The organism is Flavobacterium sp. FlaQc-49 (assembly GCF_044005985.1).
Lineage (GTDB): Bacteria > Bacteroidota > Bacteroidia > Flavobacteriales > Flavobacteriaceae > Flavobacterium > Flavobacterium cupriresistens.
In genome coordinates, this window is the sequence record NZ_JBIPCS010000002.1 from 581,425 (window position 1) to 606,937 (window position 25,513).

General features: G+C 33.5%; 32 protein-coding genes. 24 read left to right on the plus strand and 8 right to left on the minus strand.

Annotated features, from left to right (window positions below; genetic code table 11):
* Positions 1-131: 131 nt before the first annotated feature.
* Both ACHRV3_RS05720 and ACHRV3_RS05725 read right to left on the minus strand, forming a co-directional pair.
* A complete protein-coding gene (locus ACHRV3_RS05720) occupies positions 132-1,541 on the minus strand; it encodes an ion channel (RefSeq protein ID WP_395433603.1) in 1,410 nt (469 codons plus the stop codon).
* Between the two features lie 9 nt (positions 1,542-1,550).
* Positions 1,551-2,162 carry a hypothetical protein gene (locus tag ACHRV3_RS05725; protein WP_395433604.1) on the minus strand — a complete coding sequence of 204 codons (612 nt, stop codon included), beginning with the start codon at positions 2,160-2,162 and terminating at the stop codon, positions 1,551-1,553.
* Positions 2,163-2,533: 371 nt separating this feature from the next.
* On the opposite strand from ACHRV3_RS05725, the gene ACHRV3_RS05730 reads away from it, so the two are divergent.
* The 11 genes from ACHRV3_RS05730 to ACHRV3_RS05780 all read left to right on the plus strand — a co-directional run bounded on the left by ACHRV3_RS05730 (position 2,534) and on the right by ACHRV3_RS05780 (position 9,432).
* Entirely contained in the window at positions 2,534-2,920 is a 387-nt protein-coding gene (locus ACHRV3_RS05730; protein ID WP_395433605.1) for a single-stranded DNA-binding protein, read from the plus strand.
* A 24-nt stretch (positions 2,921-2,944) separates the two neighbouring features.
* A complete protein-coding gene (locus ACHRV3_RS05735; RefSeq protein ID WP_395433606.1) occupies positions 2,945-4,006 on the plus strand; it encodes a DUF932 domain-containing protein in 1,062 nt (353 codons plus the stop codon).
* 47 nt (positions 4,007-4,053) lie between these two features.
* Positions 4,054-4,260: a hypothetical protein gene (locus tag ACHRV3_RS05740; protein ID WP_395433607.1), complete on the plus strand. Its 207-nt coding sequence runs from the start codon at positions 4,054-4,056 to the stop codon at positions 4,258-4,260.
* 4 nt (positions 4,261-4,264) lie between these two features.
* Positions 4,265-4,804, plus strand: coding sequence for a prtrc system protein e (locus ACHRV3_RS05745; RefSeq protein WP_395433608.1), 540 nt, complete (start codon positions 4,265-4,267; stop codon positions 4,802-4,804).
* On the plus strand, positions 4,798-5,016 hold the full coding sequence (locus tag ACHRV3_RS05750; RefSeq protein ID WP_395433609.1) for a PRTRC system protein C: 219 nt from the start codon (positions 4,798-4,800) through the stop codon (positions 5,014-5,016). Before ACHRV3_RS05745 ends, ACHRV3_RS05750 begins: the two co-directional genes overlap by 7 nt.
* 56 nt (positions 5,017-5,072) lie before the next feature.
* Positions 5,073-6,164 carry a hypothetical protein gene (locus ACHRV3_RS05755; RefSeq protein ID WP_395433610.1) on the plus strand — a complete coding sequence of 364 codons (1,092 nt, stop codon included), beginning with the start codon at positions 5,073-5,075 and terminating at the stop codon, positions 6,162-6,164.
* Positions 6,161-6,877 (plus strand): PRTRC system protein B, encoded by a 717-nt coding sequence (locus ACHRV3_RS05760; protein ID WP_395433611.1) that lies wholly within the window; start codon positions 6,161-6,163, stop codon positions 6,875-6,877. The genes ACHRV3_RS05755 and ACHRV3_RS05760 overlap by 4 nt, the downstream gene beginning before the upstream one ends.
* The gene (locus ACHRV3_RS05765; RefSeq protein WP_395433612.1) at positions 6,874-7,677 is read left to right on the plus strand and encodes a PRTRC system ThiF family protein; all 804 of its coding nucleotides are present in this window, start codon (positions 6,874-6,876) and stop codon (positions 7,675-7,677) included. The genes ACHRV3_RS05760 and ACHRV3_RS05765 overlap by 4 nt, the downstream gene beginning before the upstream one ends.
* A 187-nt stretch (positions 7,678-7,864) precedes the next feature.
* The gene (locus tag ACHRV3_RS05770; RefSeq protein ID WP_395433613.1) at positions 7,865-8,173 is read left to right on the plus strand and encodes a hypothetical protein; all 309 of its coding nucleotides are present in this window, start codon (positions 7,865-7,867) and stop codon (positions 8,171-8,173) included.
* Positions 8,174-8,251: 78 nt separating this feature from the next.
* Positions 8,252-8,689 (plus strand): hypothetical protein, encoded by a 438-nt coding sequence (locus tag ACHRV3_RS05775; protein WP_395433614.1) that lies wholly within the window; start codon positions 8,252-8,254, stop codon positions 8,687-8,689.
* An 89-nt stretch (positions 8,690-8,778) separates the two neighbouring features.
* A complete protein-coding gene (locus ACHRV3_RS05780; RefSeq protein WP_395433615.1) occupies positions 8,779-9,432 on the plus strand; it encodes a hypothetical protein in 654 nt (217 codons plus the stop codon).
* A gap of 238 nt (positions 9,433-9,670) precedes the next feature.
* Here the strand turns inward: ACHRV3_RS05780 and ACHRV3_RS05785 are convergent, their stop codons facing one another.
* The 3 genes from ACHRV3_RS05785 to ACHRV3_RS05795 all read right to left on the minus strand — a co-directional run bounded on the left by ACHRV3_RS05785 (position 9,671) and on the right by ACHRV3_RS05795 (position 10,664).
* Positions 9,671-9,853 carry a hypothetical protein gene (locus ACHRV3_RS05785; protein WP_395433146.1) on the minus strand — a complete coding sequence of 61 codons (183 nt, stop codon included), beginning with the start codon at positions 9,851-9,853 and terminating at the stop codon, positions 9,671-9,673.
* A 54-nt stretch (positions 9,854-9,907) separates the two neighbouring features.
* Complete coding sequence (locus tag ACHRV3_RS05790; RefSeq protein WP_395433147.1) at positions 9,908-10,207, minus strand: hypothetical protein; 300 nt, start codon at positions 10,205-10,207, stop codon at positions 9,908-9,910.
* Positions 10,208-10,382: 175 nt separating this feature from the next.
* On the minus strand, positions 10,383-10,664 hold the full coding sequence (locus ACHRV3_RS05795) for a hypothetical protein (protein ID WP_395433148.1): 282 nt from the start codon (positions 10,662-10,664) through the stop codon (positions 10,383-10,385).
* Positions 10,665-11,669: 1,005 nt separating this feature from the next.
* Between ACHRV3_RS05795 and ACHRV3_RS05800 the strand changes: the two genes are divergently transcribed.
* Positions 11,670-12,263, plus strand: a complete 594-nt coding sequence (locus ACHRV3_RS05800) for a Crp/Fnr family transcriptional regulator (protein ID WP_395433616.1) — start codon at positions 11,670-11,672, stop codon at positions 12,261-12,263.
* A 172-nt stretch (positions 12,264-12,435) separates the two neighbouring features.
* Positions 12,436-13,635 carry an NO-inducible flavohemoprotein gene (hmpA, locus tag ACHRV3_RS05805; protein ID WP_395433150.1) on the plus strand — a complete coding sequence of 400 codons (1,200 nt, stop codon included), beginning with the start codon at positions 12,436-12,438 and terminating at the stop codon, positions 13,633-13,635.
* Between the two features lie 186 nt (positions 13,636-13,821).
* Here hmpA and ACHRV3_RS05810 read toward each other — a convergent pair whose 3' ends face one another.
* From ACHRV3_RS05810 to ACHRV3_RS05820, 3 genes are all read right to left on the minus strand, one after another.
* Positions 13,822-14,154, minus strand: a complete 333-nt coding sequence (locus ACHRV3_RS05810) for a hypothetical protein (RefSeq protein WP_395433151.1) — start codon at positions 14,152-14,154, stop codon at positions 13,822-13,824.
* Between the two features lie 65 nt (positions 14,155-14,219).
* A complete protein-coding gene (locus ACHRV3_RS05815; RefSeq protein ID WP_395433152.1) occupies positions 14,220-14,567 on the minus strand; it encodes a DUF488 domain-containing protein in 348 nt (115 codons plus the stop codon).
* A 1-nt stretch (position 14,568) separates the two neighbouring features.
* Entirely contained in the window at positions 14,569-15,354 is a 786-nt protein-coding gene (locus ACHRV3_RS05820) for a helix-turn-helix domain-containing protein (RefSeq protein WP_395433153.1), read from the minus strand.
* 220 nt (positions 15,355-15,574) lie between these two features.
* Between ACHRV3_RS05820 and ACHRV3_RS05825 the strand changes: the two genes are divergently transcribed.
* The 11 genes from ACHRV3_RS05825 to ACHRV3_RS05875 all read left to right on the plus strand — a co-directional run bounded on the left by ACHRV3_RS05825 (position 15,575) and on the right by ACHRV3_RS05875 (position 25,415).
* Complete coding sequence (locus ACHRV3_RS05825; RefSeq protein ID WP_395433154.1) at positions 15,575-16,915, plus strand: TolC family protein; 1,341 nt, start codon at positions 15,575-15,577, stop codon at positions 16,913-16,915.
* 2 nt (positions 16,916-16,917) lie between these two features.
* The gene (locus ACHRV3_RS05830) at positions 16,918-17,982 is read left to right on the plus strand and encodes an HlyD family secretion protein (protein WP_395433617.1); all 1,065 of its coding nucleotides are present in this window, start codon (positions 16,918-16,920) and stop codon (positions 17,980-17,982) included.
* 1 nt (position 17,983) lies between these two features.
* Positions 17,984-19,573 carry an MFS transporter gene (locus ACHRV3_RS05835; protein ID WP_395340594.1) on the plus strand — a complete coding sequence of 530 codons (1,590 nt, stop codon included), beginning with the start codon at positions 17,984-17,986 and terminating at the stop codon, positions 19,571-19,573.
* Between the two features lie 153 nt (positions 19,574-19,726).
* A complete protein-coding gene (locus tag ACHRV3_RS05840) occupies positions 19,727-20,551 on the plus strand; it encodes a hypothetical protein (protein WP_056205476.1) in 825 nt (274 codons plus the stop codon).
* A gap of 159 nt (positions 20,552-20,710) precedes the next feature.
* Entirely contained in the window at positions 20,711-21,004 is a 294-nt protein-coding gene (locus ACHRV3_RS05845) for a hypothetical protein (protein ID WP_395433618.1), read from the plus strand.
* Positions 21,005-21,067: 63 nt separating this feature from the next.
* Positions 21,068-21,553, plus strand: coding sequence for a hypothetical protein (locus ACHRV3_RS05850; protein ID WP_056205480.1), 486 nt, complete (start codon positions 21,068-21,070; stop codon positions 21,551-21,553).
* A 445-nt stretch (positions 21,554-21,998) separates the two neighbouring features.
* Positions 21,999-22,262: a phosphoribosylpyrophosphate synthetase gene (locus ACHRV3_RS05855; protein ID WP_395433160.1), complete on the plus strand. Its 264-nt coding sequence runs from the start codon at positions 21,999-22,001 to the stop codon at positions 22,260-22,262.
* A gap of 1 nt (position 22,263) precedes the next feature.
* Positions 22,264-22,662 (plus strand): cupin domain-containing protein, encoded by a 399-nt coding sequence (locus ACHRV3_RS05860; RefSeq protein WP_395433161.1) that lies wholly within the window; start codon positions 22,264-22,266, stop codon positions 22,660-22,662.
* Positions 22,663-22,737: 75 nt separating this feature from the next.
* Entirely contained in the window at positions 22,738-23,427 is a 690-nt protein-coding gene (locus tag ACHRV3_RS05865) for an SMUG2 DNA glycosylase family protein (RefSeq protein WP_395433162.1), read from the plus strand.
* Position 23,428: 1 nt separating this feature from the next.
* Complete coding sequence (locus ACHRV3_RS05870) at positions 23,429-23,965, plus strand: DUF488 family protein (RefSeq protein WP_395433163.1); 537 nt, start codon at positions 23,429-23,431, stop codon at positions 23,963-23,965.
* A 184-nt stretch (positions 23,966-24,149) separates the two neighbouring features.
* Entirely contained in the window at positions 24,150-25,415 is a 1,266-nt protein-coding gene (locus tag ACHRV3_RS05875) for a chloride channel protein (protein WP_395433164.1), read from the plus strand.
* The last annotated feature ends 98 nt before the right edge of the window (positions 25,416-25,513 follow it).

A 25,513-nucleotide genomic window follows, 5' to 3' on the forward strand; every position in this document is an offset into this window, starting at 1 on the left:
GCTTACTATAAGGCATTATACAATTCATCTAGTCATTATATAGTGATTATCATTTTTCTACTCTAAACAGACTATAATGACATTTAAATCACTACCACTTACATAATTATAAGCTTAAAATAGAAAATCAGTTAATATTTCGATTTATTGGCATAACCAGCAATAAATAAACCAAAAATAAAAACTCCAAATAAAGCCTCTGTTGCCATAAAAATCTTAAAACTACCATTCTGGAATGGTACAAAATCTCCAAATCCCAATGTAGTAAACATAATGGTAGAAAGATACATAGAAGTAGAGAAATCATGGTTTACAGGGGCTACTCCAGAGAAAAAATAGCATATTGAGTAAGATAGTAAAACTACTGCCGAAGAAATTAATGTTCTAAAAGGACGTTCTCCAAAACCCCATAGAAGACATGAAAAAGAATCAGCTATTATTTTTCCAGCCTTTTCAACATTTTCCACAATCAATGGTTTTGAATAATCGTATCCCATTTTATATAAAACTTTTATTGGTCTTGTAAACTCTACACTGCTTTTGTTATACTTTAGTTCATAAAGTCTTTCATTAAAATAAGCTTCACCTGCTTCTTTCCTGTGACCATTATTCTGATAAAGAACCCTCAGTCTTTTATAGTTCTCAAGTATGTTCTCATACGTTAATGAGGCACCTGAATACCTATTTTTCTTTGGAGGAATGTATGTCAAATTATCTACTTCAACACGGTTAAATGAAAAAGAACTCATAGAACAATTGTCTATTGCGAAATTTACCAATGATGAATTTTCAAAATCCGCACCAAATAAGTCACAGTTAAAGAACCTGGTCGAATAGAACCGTGAATTTTTACTTATAATTTTTTCAAAATGACACCCATAGAAATTAGTGAAATTCACTACGCTGTTTTCAAAAATTATATTCCTGCAGCTTGAAAAGAAAATATTTGTTTCCGTACTGAGATGATGTTGGCCTTTAACCCGAAGGAAATCCAAATCGGCAAAATCTAAATTGACATTTGCTGTCAAACCCCAGCCCTTAATTTTTGTCCCGCCAAGTTTTAAAACAGGTATTCCCGGAGCGATAAAAGTATTTGAAGCTTTAGGGACATCGGGGGCGTTTGTTAAAACAAATCGGAAAGTATTCTGGCTGCTGTATTTGCTTTCTATAATGTTCTCCTTTCCTAATTTATTTTTAGCCCATCTCAGGTAAGGTATAAAACGGTACTCAATAGCAGTATCACTTTCAGATTTATCACTTAATCTTTTATTATGTGCTTCATTTTCTATAGGAACAAAGAAATAGTCATCAAATCCTTGTTCTGTTGATTTTACTAATATGGTTTCTGTGTCCCAATAAAAAAAACCGCCAGGTTTATCGGTTTTTAGTATAAAATCGATCGTAAAGTTAAATTCCTTAAGCCATTCATCAAAGTGTGGAAGGCTTTTCTGAAAACAGTTAAAAAGTTTAAGCAAATCATTTTCTCTTCTCCATTGGTTAAAGTCATCGATGCTTAGTTTCCATAATTCTTGCGGTTTCATATTTTGAATTTAACGGTGTTGGATATTAGTAAACAATTCTATAAATTTCTCGCCAAGTTCAGTCTTTGTAGTAGTCAGTATAATGGGTGAGGACCCGCTTTGGGTCATCGCTGAAGCATTTTTAGAAATTTCCGCCATTCCGGTTCGCAGTAGCCTGTCTAAGATCATTTGATTATTTGGTGTTTTTATAAAATCATACAAGTCAGAAGAGTGGCTTAGGTCAATTGCATTTCCTAATCTTATAAAATCGTCAAAAAGTAATCTGCCTTCAATATACGCTGAAAAACATTGGGCTAAAAAGTAAGGTTTGTTTAAATCACTAAACCTGTCTAATAAAAGGATTACCGCTTCTCCAGCTTTCTTTTTAACAGTATCACTGAGCTGTATTTTTTTGTGCAGGATACTTTTTTCCAAAGAAGTTACTGTTGAATATTCAAACAGAAAACGTTCCATTTTTTTTAAAAATATTCTATCGCTGATGGATTTTACAGCAAATCCAATCTTAACGGCTATGCCGATAATAGGAAAATCTTTAACAGCCTCGTTTTCGGTAAAAAAATCAATGCCGTATTCTAAAATATCGGCAGATCCATCAATAAGATTTGAACTGTTTTCATCCATTTTATTCTTTGTTAAGATTCAAGGCTAAAATAACCAATATTCTTTAATACAATTTGATTAATAAAATAGATGTATCAGTTTCTTGTCCATCTATAAAAATAGAACTGCTGTATACTGAAGCTTTTAATAATGATATAGTGAATGATTTCACTCGAAACGGACTAAAAGGGCAGCTAAGATAGTGACTTAAGCATGCCCCGTGCGCATAATGGCGGCGCTCCCTTGCCACCCTTCGGGACTTATAGCACTTATCCATCCTTAAGCCACTGGCATCTTGCTTTCTTTTTTCCCGTTTTTTCGTTTTGAAAACAATTTTTGTTGAGCAGGATTAGAGAGAAACGAAACAGTAGTAATCTTTAAATTTTAAAATTATGGAAATCACAGGACGATTAACAGCAGATGCATCAGTTCAAAAAGTGAACAATGACAAACAAGTGGTCAATTTCAGTATTGCCATCAACGACAATTACAAACCTAAAGGAAGTACCGAAGTAAAAGAAGTAACAACCTATATCAATTGCTCCTATTGGTTAAATACTGCTACAGCACAGTGGCTTAAAAAAGGAACTCTTGTACAGCTCTTTGGGCGTATTGGCATGAATGTTTACAATAACAGTGAAGGTATGGCAGTAGGCACTTTGACCTTTCACACCAACAATATTAAAATTTTGGTTTTTCCCAAAAAAGCAGAGACTACTAAAGCCTCTTCAGCAGTAAAGGAAAAGAAATCAAAAAAAGCACAGGACGTACCCTTTTAACACAATAACTTAAAATGTAATATCATGGCACACAATATCAATTATAACGAGCAGTCAGGAAAACACAGTTTTTTCAGCACTAAACAAAAAGCATGGCACAATTTGGGGCAGATTATTACCGATTACCCCACAAGTGCACAGGCAATCAAGCACGCAGGTTTGGATTATGAGGTCGAAAAACGCACACTATTTACTCCCAGTTCAGACGAGATTATTTTGGATAATGGAATTATTCACAATAAAATAGAAGTACCAAATTACTACAGTACGGTGCGAACCGATAATGATGCCGTACTCGGTGTGGTAGGCAAAGATTACCAAATTGTACAAAACAGGGATGCCTTTTCTTTTTTTGACAGCATCGTAGGCGGTGACGGTATCCTATACGAAACCGCAGGGGCACTTGGAAAAGGAGAGCGAATTTTTATAACCGCTAAACTGCCTGATTATATCAGGGTTGGTAAAGAAGATTTGATTGAAAAATATCTTTTCCTGACCACTTCCCATGACGGAAGCGGAAGCATAACCGCAGCATTCACGCCCATACGCATCGTATGTAACAATACCCTTAATGCCGCTATGAACAATAAAACGAATACTGTGCGTATTCGCCATACCTCCAATGCCAAACAACGCTTGGAACAGGCACACAAAGTAATGGGCATATCCGATATGTTATCATCACAGATGGAGAATATTTTTAACCATTGGGCGAAAATCCGTATCACGGATAATGAGGTAAAAAAACTGATACAGTCCGCCCTTGTTCCAAACAAGGAGGTACTCAAAACCATACAAGATGGCAGGGAAGATGAACTTTCCACTTGTTTTACAAATATGGTAGATAATGCTTTTGAATATGCCATGAGTAACCCGACCCAACTCATGGACACCACCAAAGGGACTGTTTTTGGGGCTTACAATGCAATCACAGGATATTTTCAGAATGTTAGAAATTACAAAGATGAAGAGGCAAAATTAACTTCCCTTTTGATGGGTGGTACAGGACAGATTCGCACACAGTCTGCTTTTAACCTTTGTGTGGAATTTGCAAATAAAGGCTCGGACGGCTTGATTCTGAATTAGCTAATCAGGACAGGCATAACCTGCCTGTCCTTTTAAACCCTGATATCATGATACAGATAGAAGATAAAAACGGAGAAAAATTTGAGGTTACCAATTTATCCGAAGCGATAAAGCAGGCAGATTATTTCAGGAATTTTTACCATACCGATAAACGCTTTGAAGAGTTTGACCGCAAACGACAAGTCTATTGGCAGGATCTTTATGAAAAACTAATGAAAATCAGCAATTTAAATGTACAACAAACTAAACAGTAAAGCAATGGAAACCAATTTTTTTAAATCAATCCTCGCCTTGCAGGTAGCAGGGAACTGGAAAATAAACATAACCAAAGAAGATACAGAAAAACTCATTGTTTCGGTGCTGTTCTTTAATGATACCATTGGTGATGATGCCCGTAAAAAAGTACCGCCTATTCTACTCAAAGGTACGCCAGAGGAACTCGACAACGGATTTTTTCAGGCGATTACAGAGCCTGTAAAAGATACGGCAATGCTTTTCGCCAATATGGAGCAGTTCCTCAAAGAAAAGGAACAGGCAAAAGTGAGTTCACAGATGGAAAAAGACAACATTCTGAAAATGGGCAAAGAAAAAGCAGAAATGCAGAAACAGTACGAATCAGCCATGAAAAAAGCAGAGGAACTCGAAACCGCAGGGAAATTTAAAGAAGCATGGATGAAAGTACCTCCTGCAGACCTCTATCCCGAGTACAAGGACATTATTCACGCCCGCAAGGCAGAACTTTCCGATAAATTCCCTGTTGACCTTTTCAATGACCCTAAAACTTCAGCCCCATGTTAACAGCCACTTCCTTAGAGCGCATTTTTATCTTCAGGGATAAAGATGTAGAGATTAAACTCGCTGACCCATCGCCATCGTTCAGCCCCGAAGCCGTACTCAATTTTTATGCGCAGACCTATCCCATACTAACAACGGCATCCATAGACGGACCTGTTATAAATGACGATGCCGTGCAGTACAAATTTGTAGCTCAGATCGGTACAAAAGGATAAACCATGAAAACACAAACGATAACAGGCAGTATCAAACTGCCTAAAAACAAAAAGCTATGCAGGCTATACAGACAGTTAGGGGAATTCGCGGAAGACACAAACAGGCTTCCCGATGCGCAGGAAGTAAAAAAGAACCCGAACAGTTCCGCTCCGCTCGGCCTTTTGCCGATGGTTTTTTAAGACATTCCTTTCTGCCCTTATTTGAAATGGGTAAAAAAATACCAGACCAATTTCAGGTGGAAAAGGATTTTTTCACTTCGCTTGCTATCCTGTCTGGGCTGTATGGTTTTGAGGTTGTGGATACGGCAGGCAAATCCTATCCATATAATATCTTATTGGCACACGCAGGCATTCAGAAACAGCTAAACAGTTTGAGTCGCGATATTGAATTATCAATTATGAAGGATAATGATAATAGTATAAAATTAGCAACCAAACATATTTACAACACGTGCAACACGCTGTACTATATTCCTGTACTGCCTCTCTACAGACTATTACAGGATAGCAGACAAAAACAAACCGCAGAATTACTGCTGTCTGTTTTTGCCTATCTCTACCATATTGCAGGGATTCCGTATTACAGGGAAGACAGCAGTTGTCTGTATTACCACTATGAATGTATGGAAGAATGGATCATGGATGAGTTGGAAGATGAAGAGTCTGAAAGCGGAAACAGCATGATTTCAGAATTGAATAAGGCTTCTTTCTATGGAGATGTTATGCACCGTAAAATGTACAATCCCTATCATTTGAGTGTTTTTGAAAAACGCATAGGCAGTTATAAATTCAATAACAGTTTCGAAAAAGACTGCCTGAGTGTTGCCAAACAAGCATTGGCACTAATGCTCGAATATCCTTCGGGTACAATTTTTCAAAATACCTCCAATGAGGTGTTTGAAAGTGAAGAAGGAATTATAAGGGCGGAACAGTATATTTCTTTTATAGCAGATACCGATGGTCAGCTCTATGAGAATATTGCACGGGTAATCAATGATGAATTGAACGAGTGCTCCGAAATAGAAGAGCCTTCACTCCTGCAAATCTATGATGCCCAAAACGAGTTAACCAATAAAGCGCTCGATTTCGAGTGCAGGCTGTTTCCTCTTTTAAATGATTTATGCACCCTTTTAAATAATATGCCATGAAAGATATAACTCAACAATTCGGGACATTATACAATCCTGTAAAAGCCTTTGTGGTCTATCAGAAAACCTCCGCTGAAAAATCCATTTATGTGGAAGCCTATGATATGGATAAAAATGGCTGTCCCATAAACGCCCATCCCTTAAGCCTTAAAGAAAGCACACAGCTTGCCAGTGCCCTTGATGCTTCAGAAGAACTCACACGTAAATTTCTAAAACCATCAGGACTGCTTCCAAAAAATGTACTGCATTTGAATCCCGAGCATGATGGTTCTGCTATTTGGTACACCCCTGCCCAAAAAGTCAGTTTGTTTTTTGTGGAGAGTTTAGCAATCCCAAACGCAGAAGCATTTGTACCGCCTTTATTATGGAAAGCCTCCAAAAACACCCTGTATATCTATGCAATGGTTGCAGACAAAATAATAAACGAACGGACAGCACTGTATCATGCACCCTTTTTTAATTTATATGATGATGGAAGGGTATGCATGGGCACAGTGAAAGTTGATATAAAAGCAGATTGTCATTTACAAGATTTCATGCAATCTTGGGAGCAGTATTTCTTTAAAAGCTATTTCAGTCATCTGATTGGAAATACAAGTCCTGTAAAAGGAAACATCATACAGCTTTGGCAGAAATTGGTGGGTAGCGGTAAACCGTTTCCCATAAAATCCCTAATCAAAAATGGTTTAACACTTAAAAAATTACTATCATGAATACACAAAGCGCCATACATTTTACGCACAATTACCTGATAAACCCAGCCAATCCCATAACGGTAAATCTTATTGGCGCAGGAGGAACAGGAAGCAGGATGCTCACTGAACTCGCAAGAATGAACCACAGCCTAATCGCTTTAGGTCATGCAGGATTGCAGATCAATTTATTTGATGATGATATGGTTACCAAAGCCAATCAGGGACGACAGCTTTTTGCAGATACTGAGGTTGGGCTTCCCAAAGCAGTGGCACTCATCAACCGCACCAACCGTTTTTTTGGAACGAATTGGAAAGCCGTAACAGAGCAATTTTCAACAGCTAATCTGAAATCCCTGCCCAATCGTGGCAGAGCAAATATTTACATTAGTTGTGTTGATACCGTATCGGCACGTTTTGATATTGCAGATTTCTTAAAGAACTGTAATGGAAATAATGATTTTGAACGCAACAAATCCCTTTATTGGCTCGACCTCGGCAACGCCCAAAATACAGGACAGGCGATACTCTCGACAATCAACGAAATCCAACAGCCTGATTCCAAACTATACAGGACTGTGAGCAGTCTTCCGATGGTAACTGTCGAATTTAAGGAATTACTCGAAGAGCAGACTGATAACAATGAGCCGAGCTGTTCCCTTGCCGAGGCACTCGAAAAGCAGGATTTGTTTATCAACAGCACACTTGCCAGTATGGGGGCATCACTACTATGGAAATTATTTCGTGAAGGCATGACTGCCCAAAGAGGATTTTTGCTGAATCTTGGCACTTTTAGGTTAGAACCTATAGCGGTAGGCTAATGCCCGCCGCCCCGCAATTGGGCTTCCTCTGGTCGGGCAATTGCGGGGCGCTTTAAAACGGAACAACATCATTAGCTATATTGCTCATTACGCAATCGCACTATAGCTAATGATGTTTGTGTGTTTTAATATTTTTATTTTCAGACACCTTTATTAATCGACAAACACGTCTATAGGCTTTAGATAGATGTTCGTTTCTTATCAGCGATTTAAATTACTTTTTGTCGATTTTTTTAAAGATAAAAATCAGAAATTAATACATATATTCGCAAAAATTTTTGTGAATGAAAGTATTATTACACTTATTGAAATAGCTATTAAACTTGCTAAATATAATGAACATAATGATGTAATCAGCTTTTTAAAAATACAGTCTGATGAATTCAAAACTATTTTATCGGAAGAAGAAATTCAAAAACTAATGATTTATGCGAATTGTTTAAATGGCATAGAACGAGAAAATATTGAAAATACAATTTGGTTGGCTGAATATTAGAGTTACTTAAATGGTATAATAAATCCCCTTTTTGATTGGATGCACATTATATATCCTAATAATGAAGATGGTTTCAAATTGTCAGAATTCGAAAAAATATATCATATTTTTAGAGAACTGGTAAACAAAAAGAATATAGAAAAACTTCGTATTGCTATCCTTGTTTATAGTGAAAATTTTTCTGATTTTAGAGAAGGAGGGGCTTGGGGTTGTGAGCGATTTTATTTGGGAACCGAAAATGATTTTACTTTTTGGAGAAGGTGGATTGCATCAACAGAGTTAAAAAAAATTATTGAACCCTATTCTAATAATACCTCGTTAGATATAATTATTACTAATGAATTAAATAAACAAACAGATAATTATCGAAAAATCATTATTCGTTATTTGTTTAGTAATGCTTCCAAATTTTGGCAATGGAACAATACTAAGCGTTATTTCATATATGGAAAAGAGATTTGTTTCCCAAATGGAGTTAGGGCAAAGGAGAAAACTGAAATAAAGACAATTTTATAGGAACTAAAAAATTACAAGTAGATTAATATCGTACTGGGCTATATAAATATTGGTTTTATTGATTTCGCAAATAGTAAAAAAAAGATTTTATGGATGAACAAATATTAGCTGATTACTGCGACTGCATAAATAGATTATGGGAGAGTCCGGAACCTAGTGATTATGAAAACTTTGTAAACATTACTTACCAAATTTGGGACAATCTAATTAAGTTATGTAAAATTAAAGATGATTTTCTATTTTACTGGTCTCCATCCGCTGTAATATCAGTAACAGCTAAATCAGACAAAACAGATTGTCATTATATGATTGGTCTGGATTTATTTAAGAGAGAGTTATATTTTGATGTAAGCATCACGAATTGGGAAAATATACGAAATTTAAAAGATGAATTTCTGACGGAATTCTTTGATATATGCACCCAAAATGATTTTAAATTTTCACCAGATAGTGGTCCTTTTTATGAAAAAGAGATTACTCCTGAATTCAATGCCAATTATAAGAGTAACATTATAAACATTATGCATAACTATGTTAGCGGAATGCTGTTACCTGAAAAGGAAAGAGGGAATATCTCATTTGGAAGGTTTGTAGCTGTTTGGGACTCATCAAAAGATATGGAAACTATTTTAAATGAATTACAAATTGCCTTTAAATGGTTTTATAAATTTAATTATAACTTGTGGAAAGCTGAAAACATCAGGATCCAGAATAGAAACAACCGTAAAAAAATGAAAATGTAATTCTTTTTTATAGATTATATAGTTCTGGATCAATTGGCACAATTAATAGAATTGTCTATTGGTGTTCTATAAAATTTTGATAAAAAAGAAGTTAATAAACCTGTTCCATTATTAAAACAAAAAGTAAATTTTGAATGGATTGGTTAATGGATTTATCGAAATCGCATTGGTAGATTTAGCAACTTATAAAATTCTTCATCTTATTCATCAGAGATTTTGTAAATTTCGTGATATGCGTCTAAATATCTTGTCCTTGCTGACGAGCAAATTCTTTTCCAAATATTTCAAGAGGCTCTCTTCCTGTTTCAACTACAAAAGTCCCAACCATATAGTTAACATCCGAATCATCTGGATTGTTTCCTGCATGTCGAAAGCCAGAAACATGTAACCATTCATGAAGCCAGTTTGCTGCAAGTGACAAGACATCATTTTGCTTAAACCACCAATTAAAAAAAGTGGTGTTTGTTGTAATGAGTTAATCAGGTGGGTAGTTAACACCTATAGTCTTCCTTCCCAGTTTTTTAAGAGCCGCATTCAACTCAATGATATCATTTCCAGTGGTTCCAAATTTCTTTCCGCTTAGAATTTGACGCAGTACTAAATTGTTATCTGCCTGAATGAGCTTTACATCATCCTGTCTGAAATTCTGTCCTATATAGTTTCCTGCCAGTACTCTATTTTGCGTTCCTATCATATTAATTACGATTCTCTTTTTAAATGACAAATTCCCGGAGACTTTTGTTTTTTGTGAGGCTTCTTTAACTGAAAGTGCCATTGAACCATACAGTTCTTTGGCAGTAGAAGATTTCTTTCCTAAGTCTTCTATAATAGCACTTTGAACTGCCCGGAAAAATCAAATATAGTTTTATCTGACTTCGTATCTGGATCAAGAACAAAGGCGAAAGAAAAAAATATATAGCTTAGCTCTATTTTCTATTAACATCTCTAAATTAAATGTTATTGATAATTATAAATAATAAGCTAAAAAGCACTGTGCTTATAATAGTATTAAAAACAGTTTTATGGCTCATTTGTGCTATAATTGAAGTATTTGCAAACATATTTGCAAAGACAATAATGGTCAACTGTACCATCTGTACCACTGAAGTTCCATTAGAAAGTACACATATAGCTGCAACTGCTCCAAGACAGCTTTGTCCAATTACTGCCATAGTAGCAGAAACAGTATAATTATTACTAAAGTTTTCAAATGTTTCGTTATAAATTTTCATGATATCTATTTTTATTGGCAAATTTAGCCCACTTATGTATCATGAAAATATAACCTAAATCATAAACGAACTTAAAAACTTAAATAATCTATTTTATCTATATAGTAAATGTTAAAAAAAACTCGGCAAATAGATTCATTACAACTTTAAGTATATTAATGCCAAGGCATAAAGGTTATTTATCCAAATATGAGGCTAATCAATTTCGTAAATGGACCAATAGGCGCCTCTTTTTTTTAGAGGGTTTTATGCAGTTCATAATTACTCATATTAAAACTAAGTTTCAAGATGATATTGATACAAAAGTGAAAAATATTTTTACATTTTGTTCGTGGAAAAATCGCACTTTACAATTGGTGGCTTTTCTTTATTCGAGCTAACTCCCGCCTGGGTTCCTTGGTTAGTAGCATTTAAAATTTCTTGACGAAACGGGGAGGGATTAAAATCACCTCCGAGTTCAATTCCTATTTTTTCCAAACTTTTAATATCTTGTGTATTTATCGATCAATAAAAGCAAATCGAATTCATTAATATCTTAACGTATGGGTACATCTCATTTATTGACATATGAGATTGAAGAACGAGTTTAGCCAAATATTATTAAAAATTAAAACTGCGACTCATTATCCATTCTGCTACTGTCTCACAATCTGTGTATGGAAAATCAAAAACAACTATGAGCATCCTTCTTGCTATTTGTTGCATACCAGTCTAATGTTTAATCATTCGAGCCATTTCATATTGTTTAATTGCTTCATAGGTTAAGTTCATCTAAGTTTGTTAAAATCATCAATTTTCTATTTTTATAATTATTTTACTAAAAAGACTTTAAGGGCATAGAAAAACTAAAAGTAAGTCTAAAGCTTTGGGTACTTATCAAGCATGTAAAACAAAAGCTAGTTTGTTTTTTTTAGATATTCAAATAATAGAATAGATATTTACTTTTTAATGGATTGGCAGGTCACATTGCATAATAACTATCCAATATTTAACCATAATTTATACATGATAAAAGAAGATATATTGCTAAAATTTGGCGCTTGCAAGATGACTTATACAAAAGGTCAGTTTGTCTTTTGCGAAGGTGATTTACCAAAATTTTTTTATCAAATCCTGGCGGGCAGCGTTAAGATGAATAATTTTAATGATGAAGGCAAGGAATTTATACAAGGAATATTCTCTATAGGCAATACTTTTGGAGAACCTCCTTTGTTCATTAATAAACCCTATCCATCAAATGCTGTGGCTATCTCTTATACAACAGTATACATCATCCACAAAGAAGCTTTTTTTAGATTACTTATGGCAAATCCTGAGATAAATCTCGCTGTTAGTACGGTACTTTCCCAGCGATTATATTATAAGTCGATTATGGCATCGGAGCTATCTTCTCAAGATGCTGAACATCGAATTATAAAGCTAATTGATTATTTTAAGGAAGAAATTGGAATACCATCCGATGTCAAATATAAAGTGTCGCTAACACGCCAACAAATTGCAGATCTTACTGGATTAAGAGTCGAAACAGTAATTAGAGCTATAAAAACACTCGAGAAAAAGGGTGGACTTAAAATCAAGGATCGAAAAATATTCCGATAATTTACTTTTATGATCTATGTCATAAAATTGGTATATAACCATATCCTAATTTTGTAGATGTAGTTAAAAATAAAAAATTCAAACAATAAAAATGCGAGAGTTTGATGCATAGAAAGCATTAGAGCTAACAAATGCTTCTTATTTTACAAATAAATTTTAAATAGATAAAAAAATGAATCTTAGACAAAAAGAGTTAATAAAAGCGACCGTTCCAATATTACAATCAGCCGGAGCAATCCTTACAGAACATTTTTATAAAAGAATGCTGGGACAACACCCTGAATTAAAAGAAGTTTTTAATATGGGAAACCAAGCTAATGGGAGACAAAAAGAAGCATTGGCAGGAGCTGTTTTAGCCTATGCAGCAAATATAGATAATCCATCCGTACTGCTTAATGTTTTAAAAGGGATTGGTAACAAGCATGTTAGTTTGAGCATAAAACCGGAACAGTATTCAATTGTGGGTGAGCATTTAATAGCTTCAATTAAAGAGGTATTGGGTGATGCAGCTACTGATGAGCTACTTGAAGCGTGGACAATAGCTTATAATCAATTAGCTGATATTATGGTAAATATTGAAAAAGAAATGTATTTAGCTAATCTGGAAAAAGAGGGAGGTTGGAACGGCTGGAGAAATTTTACTATTGGAAAGATTTCTGAGGAATCTAAAGAAATAAAGTCATTTTTTCTTTATCCAACAGATGGCAAAAAAATCGCTAATTATAAGGCGGGACAATATGTGAGCGTCCAGGTATATGTTAAGGAAATTGAATTGCTGCAACCAAGGCAATATAGCCTATCTACTGTACCAAATTCTGAATTCTATAGGATATCTGTAAAAAAAGAAAGTGCTATTCTAAATAATCCTGCAGGAATGGTTTCCAATACTTTACACGAAATGCAAGTTGGAAATACTATAAATTTATCCAATCCCGCAGGTATTTTTTCTTTAAGGACTGCCGGAACTCCAATCGTCTTAATAAGTGGAGGGGTTGGAGTAACTCCTATGCTGAGTATGCTTGAAACAAACAGAGATACCCATAAGAATAAGACGGTATGGGTACACGGCTGCAGAAATGCCTCTGTTCATGCTTTTAAAGAAGATGTTAACTTAATTCAAGAAGAAGCTGACTGGCTGGATACCTATTTATTTAATGAGGATGTTGATGACCAAAGTGATAGTACTATTATCAAAGGCAGGGTAGATTTAAATAAATGTAAGGAGGCTATTTTATTAGAAGATGCGCACTACTACATCTGCGGCCCCGAAATGTTTATTAAAACACATTATGATTCGTTAATCAATTTTAATGTAAGCAAATCAAATATTTTTTATGAAGAATTTGGACCCGGGTCTATTAATTTGAATTAGTTTTAAACCCTGCAAATGCAGGGTTTATTTTTTTTAGTATCTTTCCATCTATAAAAGTAAAACTAAGTAATCCAAATTAATCACCCAAATTAGCTCTCATAATTTAAATTAAAAAGGTTAGTTGTTTTACATTTGTAATTAAAAGTTAATTATCAATTTTTTACAGCTACTGATTTTTTTTTACGGCTAAATTTCAAGAACTTCAATTTCAGATTCCTCTAAATCAGTTGTGATAAATAGTTGGCATGAAAGCCGAATATCCGCATCTGTATATCCCATTTTGGATAAAGTGGAGGGTTCATTTCTTTCTTTTATAATTGAATTTCCTTTTATTGCTCTTGTTTTTACAATGCAGGTTGCACATCTTCCCACTCCCTGACATTCACCAAAACTATATAAATAGAGCCTGTCCCGCAACAGAAGCATTAAATTTGGATATTCACCCACATAGGTTTCAATATGCTGCTTACTGTTATTTTCAATAACAGTAAAGCGTATTATTTTTCTAGTTAGACTCAAAATAGGTTATGTTTAAAGTTAGTTCTATCGCTTATTTAAAGAAATATCTTTTGGTACATACTTTTTTAATTCGATAAATAATCCTTTAAAATTATGGCATGATTTATTTCAGGATCTTTTGCTGCGTATAATAAAGTTAGATCTTCAGTTTTTGCAATAATTTTCAATCGGTTTACTTCATCGGTTTTTGCCATTAATTCATGAATATATAATTTAGAAAATTCTTCAAAGCGCTCTTTTTTGTGATCAAACCATTTTCTTAATGCAACAGAAGGGGCAACTTCCTTGTTCCACTCTTCAATTTGCAAATCTATTTTTCTTATTCCACGTGGCCATAATCTATCGACCAAAATCCGATAAGATCCATCAAAGGATTTGTTGTCATAGATTCTTTTTATAATTATCGTTTTCATCTTAAAAATTCTTTTTAAATTCGGATGGTCTAAAATTGGTTAGATGGTAAAAAGTATTACTAAAAGCAGGTAAACTGCCATAACCTACAGAATATCCAATTTCACTCATAGATAAGTCCGTTTGCAGCATTAATTCAATGGCTTTGACCATTCGGAGTAGTTTCAGGTATTGCAAAAAAGAAGTATTTAAAGTAGACTGAAACAAACGCGATAAAGTCCTTTCACTCAGTCCGAACTGACTTCCTACGCTACGCAGGGAATGAGTAGCCGATATATTGTTTTGAATCCATTCTAAGATGGGTTGCATACGCTCGTTTTCGGTAAAAGGCAATGCAATTGGTAATCTTTTGGCACTTATTTCAGGGAGAATATTCTTAATAACAGATAAAAAAAGGTAACGACTCTCTCCAGGGAGTATATGTCCATCCCAGGTTTCTGAATATTTGATCATTTCCATGAGAAGTTCATTAATAGGATAAATCCCTACCTCTGAATAAAAAGGATGTTTGTCATCATCATGGGTATAAAAAAACAAAGAACGCAAAACCGTTCCTGAATGTCCAATTTTTAAGATATGTGTTAAGCCTTGTGGTACCCAGAAATAATGACGTGCAGGAATTACATAGTGACGGTCATTTATCTGCAGATAAGCTAGCCCCCCTTCGACATATGATAATTGTCCTTTAGTATGACTATGGTGCGGAATGAATTTTTCAAATCGCTCATGCATCACAAAAACAGAAGATGATAAGTTGTCAATCTCAGGTAAGGCAGCAATTAAGCTCATATTTTTATTGTTTATACGGGTTAAATCAAAGATACGAAACGCAATTTGTAACTGGGGTAATTTTGCAAATCATTAATTTCTCTGAACAAAAATAAAAGAAGTTTACTGTCATATTTAAGTTAAAATTAACATTGACCGGAATGATTAAATAATCGTCTATTTTACATAAATACGAAGGGCCAATTGGATTATATCTTTGTGGTCTAAAAATATAATTAAAATGTTTATCGATAAATCAAAGAAACTAATTTACCTACTTTTAACCCTGCAAACCTCTTTCCTCTTCGCGCAAAACAAATTGATTCCAAACGCCGAATCAAAGCCCTTATCAATAGATCAAATGTGGGCAAACGTTATTGATAACAGTAGAAAAATTCATTTGAATACTTTAGAGTCAACCATCGCTGAAGAAGAAATTTCAGAAATCAAAATTGAGCGGCTTCCTGAAATTACTTTAAAAGGTAATTATGAATATGCCACAAATATTCCTGTATATGAAAACGGCCTTTTCAGTAAACCGACCCAGCATGAGGTGATTCATTGGCTATATAAAGTCAGTACAGATATGTACCTGAATATTTACAATGGAAATAAATTAAACTTAAAAATAGATAAGAAAAAAACACTATCTGATATTGCCAAAGTGCAAAAGGATATGACGGTTTCTGAAATTAAATTGCAAGGAGCTGTTTATTATTTGAGTTTACAACGAAGCCATATTTTTAAAGAACTCATGATCAAAGATATCGCCAATCAGGAAAAACAGCTGTTGGAAATTAAGGCTCTTTATAAAAATGGTGTGATATTAAAGAGCGACGTACTGCGAGTAGAACTCAAATTATCTAATCAAAAAATGATGCTTGTTAAAATCGAAAATGATATTGCTATTGCAAATCAAAAACTCAACATTTTAATTGGGCTACCTGATTTGGAACTGGTGAATCCTTACCAGGAATTAGATCCTGCATTATTTGAATTGCAATCATATGAAAGCTACTTAGAAGTAGCTCAGAAAAAATCATATGATTATCATATTTCAGAAAAGACAGTAGATTTAAGGAAAATAGAACTCAAAAGTACTAAAGCCAATGTAAAACCAAAAATTGGAATGTATGGTGAATTTTATCTTGCCAATCCCCAAATTTTCCTTTATCCATATTCTCCTAGTAACTACACCCTCGGGATTTTTGGTGTTAGGGCTTCAATACCAATATCAGAGCTTTATATCAACAGGCCAAAAGTAAAGGTAGCCCAATTAAATTTAGAGAAAGAAGAAGTGGAGCACCACCATATCGATGATAAAATTCGACAACAAGTTTATGAAAACTATCTGCGTTTTAAAGAATCTCTCATTAAAATTGATGTAGCAAGGTATGATGTGGCGCAATCAACCGAGAATGCAAGAATTGTAAAGCAAAACTACTTTAATCAAGCGGCACTTATTACTGATCTTTTAGATGCAGATATTCAATTATTGCAAAGCAGATTTGATTTCGCTTCAACAAAAATAGCAGCACAAATTCAATACTATCAACTTCAAAATGTTTTAGGAACACTATAAAAATGAAAAACAGAAACACGTATACCGTTACAGACAAATTAATAACCAAAATAACAGGTTGGATTGCAATAGTGATAACCTTTATTTTAAGTATTTGGGGCATTGTATCTTTATGGGACATTTACCAAAATGAAAAAACAAATGATGCACAGGTTCAGGAATATATAAATCCGGTAATTTCCAGAGCTGGAGGTTTTATTACAGAAATTAAATTTGAAGAAAACCAGCCTGTAAAAAAAGGAGATACCATTTTGATTATCGACAGCAGGGAATATTATATTCAGCAACAGCAAACAGAAGCTGCACTTTTAAACGCAAAAGCCCAGCTTGAAGTTTGGCAAAGCAAAGTGGCAACTCTTAATAAAATAGCAAAAGTAAATTTGTCAAAAATCAATGTGGCAAAAGCCGAATTAAGGAAAGAAGATTTAGACTATACTCGATATAAAAAATTAGTGCAGGCAGAATCAGCCACAGCTCAAAAATTAGAAACTATTGAAGCGGCCTACAATATAGCTTTAGCCGAATCGCAGGCCACTACTGATAAATATCAGGCATCCTTATCTGAAATAAATGACGCAAAATCGCAAGAAGCAGTTGTAATGGCTGAAATTGCGCGACTTGAGGCATTGCTGGATCGTCATAAACTGGATGTTACTTATACTGCCGTTACTGCATCATATGATGGTTTTATGGGAAGAAGAACTGTTGAAAAAGGTCAGATGATTGATGCAGGACAGGTATTGGCTTATATCGTCAATGCAGAAACAGATAAATGGGTGGTTGCGAATTATAAGGAGACACAAATAGGATGTATGAAATTAGGGGACACTGCTTGTTTCATAGCTGATGCGTATCCGGATAAAAAGTTTAAAGGAGTAATTATATCTTTTTCGCCAGCTACAGGTTCTAGTTTTTCGCTGTTGCCTCCCGATAATTCAACAGGCAATTATGTGAAAATTGTGCAGCGTGTTCCTGTTAGAATCCGCGTTACAAATCCCAAAAACGAAGCTGATTTACTGAAAGCAGGAATGAATGTAAATGTTTCAATTGCTAAAAAACAAAACTAAAATGCTTCCAAAAGGTTTTTTATTTAAAAAGTGGGTTCCGGAGTGGTTGATTAAAATAACGCTCTTTATTGTATTGCTCCCTAGTTTGGTTTTGTTTTTTTTGCCCATGGCAAATATCAATGCCGCAGCAGGGAACACAGGAAGTGAAACCTATGATGTCTATTTTTCAGTCTCTTTATTTTATGCTGGTTATGTTAGTTTTTTTTCTCTGGAAAGGCGATTTTTTAAATTTCTGGCAGCAAAAGAATACTTTATCGTAATAACAATTATTCAGATAATAAGCTCCTATATCTGCTATAGTACAAAAGAGATAACTGTTTTATTTATTTTCCGATTTATTCAGGGAATGGCCTTTACAATGACTGTGAATTTATCATTAGCACTTATTTATGCGCGTTTAAGAACAGAACGGGCACGTGTTATAGGGTACTCTATATTTTTTGGAATGCTGGTTTGCATGATTCCATTTAATAATTTTATAACTGCTGAAATCATTGATTCATTTGATTTTAATATAGTATATAAATGTGCAATGTTTTCGTATTTGCCCAGCCTTATAGCACTGCTCTTATTTATGAACAATGTCAGGCTGGACGTTAAATTTCCTTTATATCAATTGGATTGGGCTAGTTTTACATTTTATGCCATTTCAATTTGCCTTATAGGTTATATAATGGTTTATGGTCAAGAATATTATTGGCTGGAGGATCAGCGTATTTTTTGGAGTGTAATATCGATCTTCATTTTTGGTGGACTTTTCATTCTTAGACAATCCAGGTTAAAACGCCCTTATTTCGATTTAGAGGTTTTTAAATATAGGAATTTTAAAATTGGAGCGTTGATAATTGTCATTTTTTATGTCTGTCGTTTTGCTTTTTCAATAACCACAACCTACTTTTTGACTGTTTTAAAGTTAGATCCGATTCATGTTGGTCAGATCACGTTAATTAATGTTTTTGGAATCATAATTGGTGTAATTATTTCAGGTGTTTTTGTTCTGCAGCATCGTCCGATACGTTTGTTATGGATCTATGGTTTCTCTTTATTGTTATTGTATCATGCGTGGATGATCTTTCTTTTTACCACGCAAGCCAATGAGAATAACTTTTATATACCACTTTTGATTCAGGGATTAGGTGTTGGGACCTTAATGACACCTTCTATAATTTTTATGGTCTCCTCGGTGCCCGAAAGGTTAAGTGTAACATCAGCAGGAATGTGTTTGTTTATGAGATGCTTAGGTTTTTATGTTAGTATCGGTTTAATGAATTACTTTGACTTATATGCTAAAAGCAAACACTTTAATACTTTTCAGGATAAAATTTCCAATCTTAACCCTGTCGCCCTGCAATCTGTAAGTAATATTAAAAACATATTGATCCAGGACGGAGCAACATCCGCTTATGCTGCAAAAGCAACTAATAAGGTATTAATTAATACAATTAATGCCCAAAATCATATCAGATACGCTGTTGATTATTATGAGATGATTTGTGCAGTTATTATTATATCCCTTATTGTCATTGCTTTATTTCCCTATATAAACCGTACCGTGTTAACGCTGTCTAAAAATCAGCCTTCACCATTTTAAAATTAATTGACCTCAAATTATAATCTTAAATTTATTATCATGTGGACTATCTACAGTATTGGCTTTTTAACTATACTTTCTTGCATCATTTATAATACCGTTAGAAAAAAAAAGTCACAAGTAACCTCAAAGTTTTCTATACTAATCCACTTATTGCTAAAGTTAGATAAAAAACTAGTCGTCGAAAATGGCAGTAATGATGAAATAACGTTATTCTCTTCGAATATTAGAGGTTCTATTGCCATTTTTCTTGCCCAATACTCCGGTATAATTTCCGTCATTATAGAATCTAGCACTATCGAAAACACAAGTCAAAAAAAAGAATGGATTTTTTTAGATAACATAAATCAATACCTCATTTTTAATCATATACTAAATGATCTTAAAAATTTAAATAATAGTGGTTTTGATCATCAAATATTAAAAAGATTAGTTGATAAAAGTAACCATTCCATACAGAGAATTATTTTGTCAAATGGTTATTCTCCTTACAATGTCGCGCAATCTTTATTTGTTATTGCTTTTTCCGAGGTAGAAAAAATAAATGATTTTCAAAAAATCAGCCAGAAAGGGTCTTTTGAAGTGCTCTTTTTTAATTGTGTAGTGGCGCTCCAGAAAAGTGACAGCAAGCAACAGAATGAATTATGGGATCAATTGTTTGCCTTATTGATTTTTTATCTTGAGAATCATAATTTAATGAATCAAATTAAAGATCTGGAAAAACTTTTAGCAGACAGATTAGCTTTATATGGTGAACAAATACAACAAATAAAATTGGACCCTGATTATAATTATAATTTGCTTTATGACTATTTCTTTTTAAGACCCTTAAGCCTGCATTCTAAAATTAAATCAAAAGTAATACAAACTTCAAGTTTGTCTAGAACGATGCAAAGTGCTGGATTTTCAAAAATAGTTCTGGTTATGATCGCAGATCTAGAAGAAAAGCTGCCAATCCTACAGAGTTTAATTTTTTAACTGATAAATTTTTACTCTTTAATCTATCGGGTCAAATGTTTGCTTACACTAGCCACTTTGTAATATCGCTAAAAACCAATACAGCTTAAATGATTATCTTTAGGATACATTCAAATAAACTTTACATATAATATTAAAGACATGAAAATCTGATAAAAAATGAACCCATATACAAATTTGACAGAAGCTTTAGAAGGTCTAATATGTCAAGGATATAATATAAGCTTTATAGCTAAAAAAAAAATTATAAATGCCAGAAATCATAATTGCAAAATTAATTACAATGAGATTGTGGTTAATTATGCTTACCATTTTTGGGATCCCGACCCTAAATTAGACGCTATCCTTTATGGCTTTTACTCGAAAAAACATTGTATCAAAGGATTGATTATAATAAGTTGCTCAATGTTATTAGAAATTGATTCGCAGGAAATAGAAAAACAAGAACGATAGTAGCTTTAGGGATTTATAAATTCCATAGAATTTATTATCTGTCACTCTTTACTTTAAATAATAATGAATTTAGAAAAAAAACTAATAAAGGAAGAAAATCTAAAAAACTTAGAAACATTACTTAGTTCGTTACATAGAGATAATCAGCTGTCATTAGAGTTATGCCGAGCAATTCGTGAAGGAATTAGACAGAAAATTGTTCCTGAAAGGATTAAAAATTATGCAGATTGGTATTATAGCAATGAATTAGCATTGCATTTCGAAATAGAAAAAGAATATATTTTTCCACTATTAGGACTGGAAAATCAATTAGTAAAAAAAAGCTTAACGCTACATCGACGATTAAAAAAACATTTTACAAAAAATATTGAAATCGAAAAGTCATTAAGCCGAATTGAAGAAGATCTGGAGATATTAATACGCTTGGAAGAGAAAAATATTTTTACTTCAATCAGAAATATTGTACCATCAAATCAAATTATATTGAACTTAAAAGATTTTTCCCGTGAATTAAATAACGAGGAATGGAATGATTTTTTTTGGCGATAAAAATATTTGGTTATTTTTCATTTTTTTGTAACCTTTTGGAATGTCATTTCCTCTACTTCTAAATAAACAATTAAATTTAAAAGAAAATGGAAACAAACAATTTACGATTGAGGCTTACGCCAACTTTCAATTTATTAAAAATAACATTTGGTTTGTGCCAATTGTTGAGGGTCTGGATAAATTTAAATACTAGAATAAACGTAAAATATTATGAATTATATTGAAAATATTATTTAAATCCCAATAAGTCAATCTACTAAAACGTATTTTATGCAATAGTTTCGCTATATTTGTAAGTAATGGAGTGGCGATTTTTTTTACAGATTGATCTTATTTACCTCCTCTCTAACTTCTCTAAAGCTTTATATCATAATTAAAAAACAATGAGATTCATTTAAACGAAAGTTACGGGACATTATCAGAAACTATAAACGGTCTAGTCAAGTTGGGTTACCGTCATGACTTTAACATTAAAGAAAAATGTATTGTATGTCATCAAACAAACATCACGCTATCTCCAGAGGATTTTCAAATTGACAAAACGTACCGTTTTGAAGGTGCTTCTGATCCTGATTATCAGTCCATACTTTATGCTATTTCTTCTGAAAAATTTAATTTAAGAGGACTTTTAGTTGATGGATACGGTATTTCATCAGACCAAGTGACTTCTAAATTAATAGAAAAATTACAAACTAAATACTCACAATAGTATGGAAAATAAATCTAACGAATCAACGCCTCAGCGTCCTGATGGCAGCAGAGTTTTAAATGCTCAATTGGTAGAAATGGACTTAAATGAATTTGTTGACCAAATAAAAAATGAAATAACTTGGAAAACGAGCGACCGTAATTCTCTCACCATTTTCAAATCGGAAACGATGCGAATTGTGTTAATGGGACTTCACGAAAATGCAGAATTAAAAACGCATAAAGCAAATGGAGTAATAAGCGTGCAAACATTGGAAGGAAAAATAAATTTTGTAACCCAACAACAAAGTGTCATCATAGAAAAAGGACAAATGATTGCATTAGAAGAAAACATTACTCATAGTGTAACAGCTCTAAAAGAAAGTTTCTTTTTATTGACTCTTGCTATTCACAACAAATAATTAGAACCCAATTGTAATATCCTAAAGCAAATGGTCTTTTGTTTGTATAAAGTAATGCAATTAAACATAAATGAAATGTCGACAACATTTGGTGATAAAGTGATTGATTACAATTACCATTTGCACTATTCAGGAAAAATGCCGAAAGGTTTTAAGGTACTAAACCCTTATCTTGATAATCCCGAAACCATCGTGGCCATGGAGCAGTTTTATCATAAATATTATAACGATTTCCAGCCAAGAAAATTCATTATTGGTATTAATCCGAGCCGGTATGGAGCTGGAGTAACAGGCGTTCCATTTACAGACACCAAAAGATTAGAAAGTGTTTGTGGAATTAAAATGCAATCAGCAAAAACACACGAAATATCATCTGTTTTTATGTATGACATGATTGCTGAATATGGTGGGGTCGACAATTTCTATCAAGACTTTTATATCAATTCGCCATTTCCTTTAGCTATTATTCGTCAAACAAAAGAAGGTAAATGGCTAAACGCCAATTACTACGATGATATAAGGCTCTTTGAAATGGTCAAAGGTTTTATGATTCTTTCCTTAAAAAATCACATAAGTCTAGGACTTAATACTTCAGAAGTTTTCGTGCTTGGAAAGAAAAATGCCAATTTTATCCAAAAGATCAACAAAGAGGAAAATTTATTTGATAGGATAACAGTCCTTGAGCATCCGCGCTATATTCAACAATACAAATCCAAAGAAAAACAACTGTATATAGATAAATATATTCTAACGTTAAATAAATAGAATGAAACAAGTAGCGAAATGTACGCTTTACACTATAGGACATTCAACTCATAGTTTAGCAGAGTTTTTGGAAATGTTGCATTCGTTCGATATTAAAACTCTTGCCGATATCAGGAGTATGCCAGGCTCTCGTAAGTTTCCTCAGTTCGATCAGGATAATTTAAAGATAACCATGGAAGAAGCTGGAATATCCTATATTCATTTGTCCAGTTTGGGCGGAAGACGAAAGGCTGAAAAAAACACAAAAAATACCCGTTGGGACAACCCTTCTTTCAGGGGCTATGCCGATTACATGGAATCCAATGAATTTAAAGATGCTATCGAAAATCTAAAACACATTGCCATAGAAAACAATACTGTTATTATGTGTTCTGAAGCACTTTGGTGGCGATGTCACCGTTCCATGATATCTGATTCTCTAAAAGCGCAACATTGGACAGTATTACATATTATGGCAATAGGAAAAACTCAGGAACATAGATACACTTCCCCGGCAAGAATAGTTGGCGATTGTATATTCTATTCTGATGAAAGTTAAATTCGCAGTTAAAAATCTATTTTATAGAAACTATATTTTTTTAGTTGTCGACAAGTGATTTGAGATAAAAAACCTTAAAACAATGCATGATTATTTTATTTTAAATTAAAAAAACAAAAAAATTACAACTTACCCTTCTAATCATTTAATTTTGTTATTTTAAGAAAACACTATAAATCTACTAATGGAAAGACAAAAGATAATTAATCGAAACTACTTTAAACTTATATTGATATCTTTTATTGTTGGATTATGCGGGGCATTGCTAGCATTTTCACTAAAGAAATTAACTGAATTTTTTGAACAGTATCTATTTAACGCTGTTAGTAATTATTCGATAGCAATCATTTTATTTCCTACAATTGGAATTACAGCTATTTATTTTTTAAGAAAATATGTATTTAGGAATCGCAAAAATAAAGGAATAACCGAAATATATAAAACACTAGACCAGCGCAAAGATCACTTACCTTTATTCAAAATACCTTCGCATTACATTAATGGTTTTCTTACCGTAATATTTGGAGGTTCAACCGGTGTGGAAGTATCTACCGTCGTGGCTACGGCAACTATTGGAAACTTTGCTTACAAAAAGAATTTATCTGCAAAAATATACAAAAGGGAATTAATTTGCGCTGGGGTAACTGCAGGTGTTGCAATTTTATTTTGCAGTCCTTTGGCTGGTTGGTTATTTGCTATAGAAGTCATTGCAAGAAAAATAAGCAAAACACTTGTTATTGCTTGTACTTCTTCAGCATTAGTAAGCTGGTTGTTTATTTACTTATTTGACAATAAACCGTTGCTTGGATACACCATTGTAGATTGGAACTGGAAGGCTTTTCCTTTTTTTATTATTTTAAGTCTTTTTGCAGCAGTACTGGCGGTTTATTTCACACTTTTAGTTACTCGGATAAAAGGTCTTTTTGCAACTATCTCAAACAATTTCATACGTGTGAATTTAGGTGCTTTGATTGTCGGGTTATTAATTTACTTTTTCCCAGGTTTATATGGTGATAGTTACGATGCTCTTCGAGAGGTACTACACGAATCAATAACGGCACCAAACATTTCAATTTTTTTCTTATTAATTATTACTGTTTTAAAGCCTCTGGCCGCATCGTTAACACTTGGAGCGGGTGGTGATGGAGGTGTATTTGCACCAAGCATCGTTTCTGGAGCATTTTTAGGACTCCTTATTGCTTTTATTGGTAATAATTATTTTGGGGCAAATTTAATTCCATTAAACTTTGCTTTAGTAGGGGCAGCAGCTACGTTATCTGCTTCGCTTTTTGCACCCTTTACTTCTTTAGTTCTGATATGCAGCTTACTGCCAAATGGATATTTACTGTTTGTTCCTATTTTATTAGGAAGTATAATTTCGTATTTTTTTTCAAAAAAACTTTTACCATATAATGTTTATTCATATGATTTTTATTTGACAACAAAATAACAATCGGTCGGTAACAAGTTAAGAAATGTAAAGGTTAGCTGAACTTATCCCTTCTTTAACAACTATACTAAATACGAAAGTTATATTAAAACAAAAGG

What these genes read in the sequence shown, in the direction of transcription:
- ACHRV3_RS05870 (WP_395433163.1), top strand. Translation starts at nt 23,429, where the DNA reads ATGAAACAAGTAGCGAAATGTACGCTTTACACTATAGGACATTCAACT.
- ACHRV3_RS05755 (WP_395433610.1), top strand. Translation starts at nt 5,073, where the DNA reads ATGCAGGCTATACAGACAGTTAGGGGAATTCGCGGAAGACACAAACAG.
- ACHRV3_RS05730 (WP_395433605.1), top strand. Translation starts at nt 2,534, where the DNA reads ATGGAAATCACAGGACGATTAACAGCAGATGCATCAGTTCAAAAAGTG.
- ACHRV3_RS05835 (WP_395340594.1), top strand. Translation starts at nt 17,984, where the DNA reads ATGCTTCCAAAAGGTTTTTTATTTAAAAAGTGGGTTCCGGAGTGGTTG.
- ACHRV3_RS05865 (WP_395433162.1), top strand. Translation starts at nt 22,738, where the DNA reads ATGTCGACAACATTTGGTGATAAAGTGATTGATTACAATTACCATTTG.
- ACHRV3_RS05860 (WP_395433161.1), top strand. Translation starts at nt 22,264, where the DNA reads ATGGAAAATAAATCTAACGAATCAACGCCTCAGCGTCCTGATGGCAGC.
- ACHRV3_RS05760 (WP_395433611.1), top strand. Translation starts at nt 6,161, where the DNA reads ATGAAAGATATAACTCAACAATTCGGGACATTATACAATCCTGTAAAA.
- ACHRV3_RS05750 (WP_395433609.1), top strand. Translation starts at nt 4,798, where the DNA reads ATGTTAACAGCCACTTCCTTAGAGCGCATTTTTATCTTCAGGGATAAA.
- ACHRV3_RS05735 (WP_395433606.1), top strand. Translation starts at nt 2,945, where the DNA reads ATGGCACACAATATCAATTATAACGAGCAGTCAGGAAAACACAGTTTT.
- ACHRV3_RS05820 (WP_395433153.1), bottom strand. Translation starts at nt 15,354, where the DNA reads ATGAGCTTAATTGCTGCCTTACCTGAGATTGACAACTTATCATCTTCT.
- ACHRV3_RS05745 (WP_395433608.1), top strand. Translation starts at nt 4,265, where the DNA reads ATGGAAACCAATTTTTTTAAATCAATCCTCGCCTTGCAGGTAGCAGGG.
- ACHRV3_RS05740 (WP_395433607.1), top strand. Translation starts at nt 4,054, where the DNA reads ATGATACAGATAGAAGATAAAAACGGAGAAAAATTTGAGGTTACCAAT.
- ACHRV3_RS05765 (WP_395433612.1), top strand. Translation starts at nt 6,874, where the DNA reads ATGAATACACAAAGCGCCATACATTTTACGCACAATTACCTGATAAAC.
- ACHRV3_RS05770 (WP_395433613.1), top strand. Translation starts at nt 7,865, where the DNA reads ATGTTCGTTTCTTATCAGCGATTTAAATTACTTTTTGTCGATTTTTTT.
- ACHRV3_RS05825 (WP_395433154.1), top strand. Translation starts at nt 15,575, where the DNA reads ATGTTTATCGATAAATCAAAGAAACTAATTTACCTACTTTTAACCCTG.
- ACHRV3_RS05795 (WP_395433148.1), bottom strand. Translation starts at nt 10,664, where the DNA reads ATGAAAATTTATAACGAAACATTTGAAAACTTTAGTAATAATTATACT.
- ACHRV3_RS05800 (WP_395433616.1), top strand. Translation starts at nt 11,670, where the DNA reads ATGATAAAAGAAGATATATTGCTAAAATTTGGCGCTTGCAAGATGACT.
- ACHRV3_RS05845 (WP_395433618.1), top strand. Translation starts at nt 20,711, where the DNA reads ATGAACCCATATACAAATTTGACAGAAGCTTTAGAAGGTCTAATATGT.
- ACHRV3_RS05830 (WP_395433617.1), top strand. Translation starts at nt 16,918, where the DNA reads ATGAAAAACAGAAACACGTATACCGTTACAGACAAATTAATAACCAAA.
- ACHRV3_RS05780 (WP_395433615.1), top strand. Translation starts at nt 8,779, where the DNA reads ATGGATGAACAAATATTAGCTGATTACTGCGACTGCATAAATAGATTA.
- ACHRV3_RS05875 (WP_395433164.1), top strand. Translation starts at nt 24,150, where the DNA reads ATGGAAAGACAAAAGATAATTAATCGAAACTACTTTAAACTTATATTG.
- ACHRV3_RS05850 (WP_056205480.1), top strand. Translation starts at nt 21,068, where the DNA reads ATGAATTTAGAAAAAAAACTAATAAAGGAAGAAAATCTAAAAAACTTA.
- ACHRV3_RS05720 (WP_395433603.1), bottom strand. Translation starts at nt 1,541, where the DNA reads ATGAAACCGCAAGAATTATGGAAACTAAGCATCGATGACTTTAACCAA.
- hmpA (WP_395433150.1), top strand. Translation starts at nt 12,436, where the DNA reads ATGAATCTTAGACAAAAAGAGTTAATAAAAGCGACCGTTCCAATATTA.
- ACHRV3_RS05725 (WP_395433604.1), bottom strand. Translation starts at nt 2,162, where the DNA reads ATGGATGAAAACAGTTCAAATCTTATTGATGGATCTGCCGATATTTTA.
- ACHRV3_RS05790 (WP_395433147.1), bottom strand. Translation starts at nt 10,207, where the DNA reads ATGGCACTTTCAGTTAAAGAAGCCTCACAAAAAACAAAAGTCTCCGGG.
- ACHRV3_RS05815 (WP_395433152.1), bottom strand. Translation starts at nt 14,567, where the DNA reads ATGAAAACGATAATTATAAAAAGAATCTATGACAACAAATCCTTTGAT.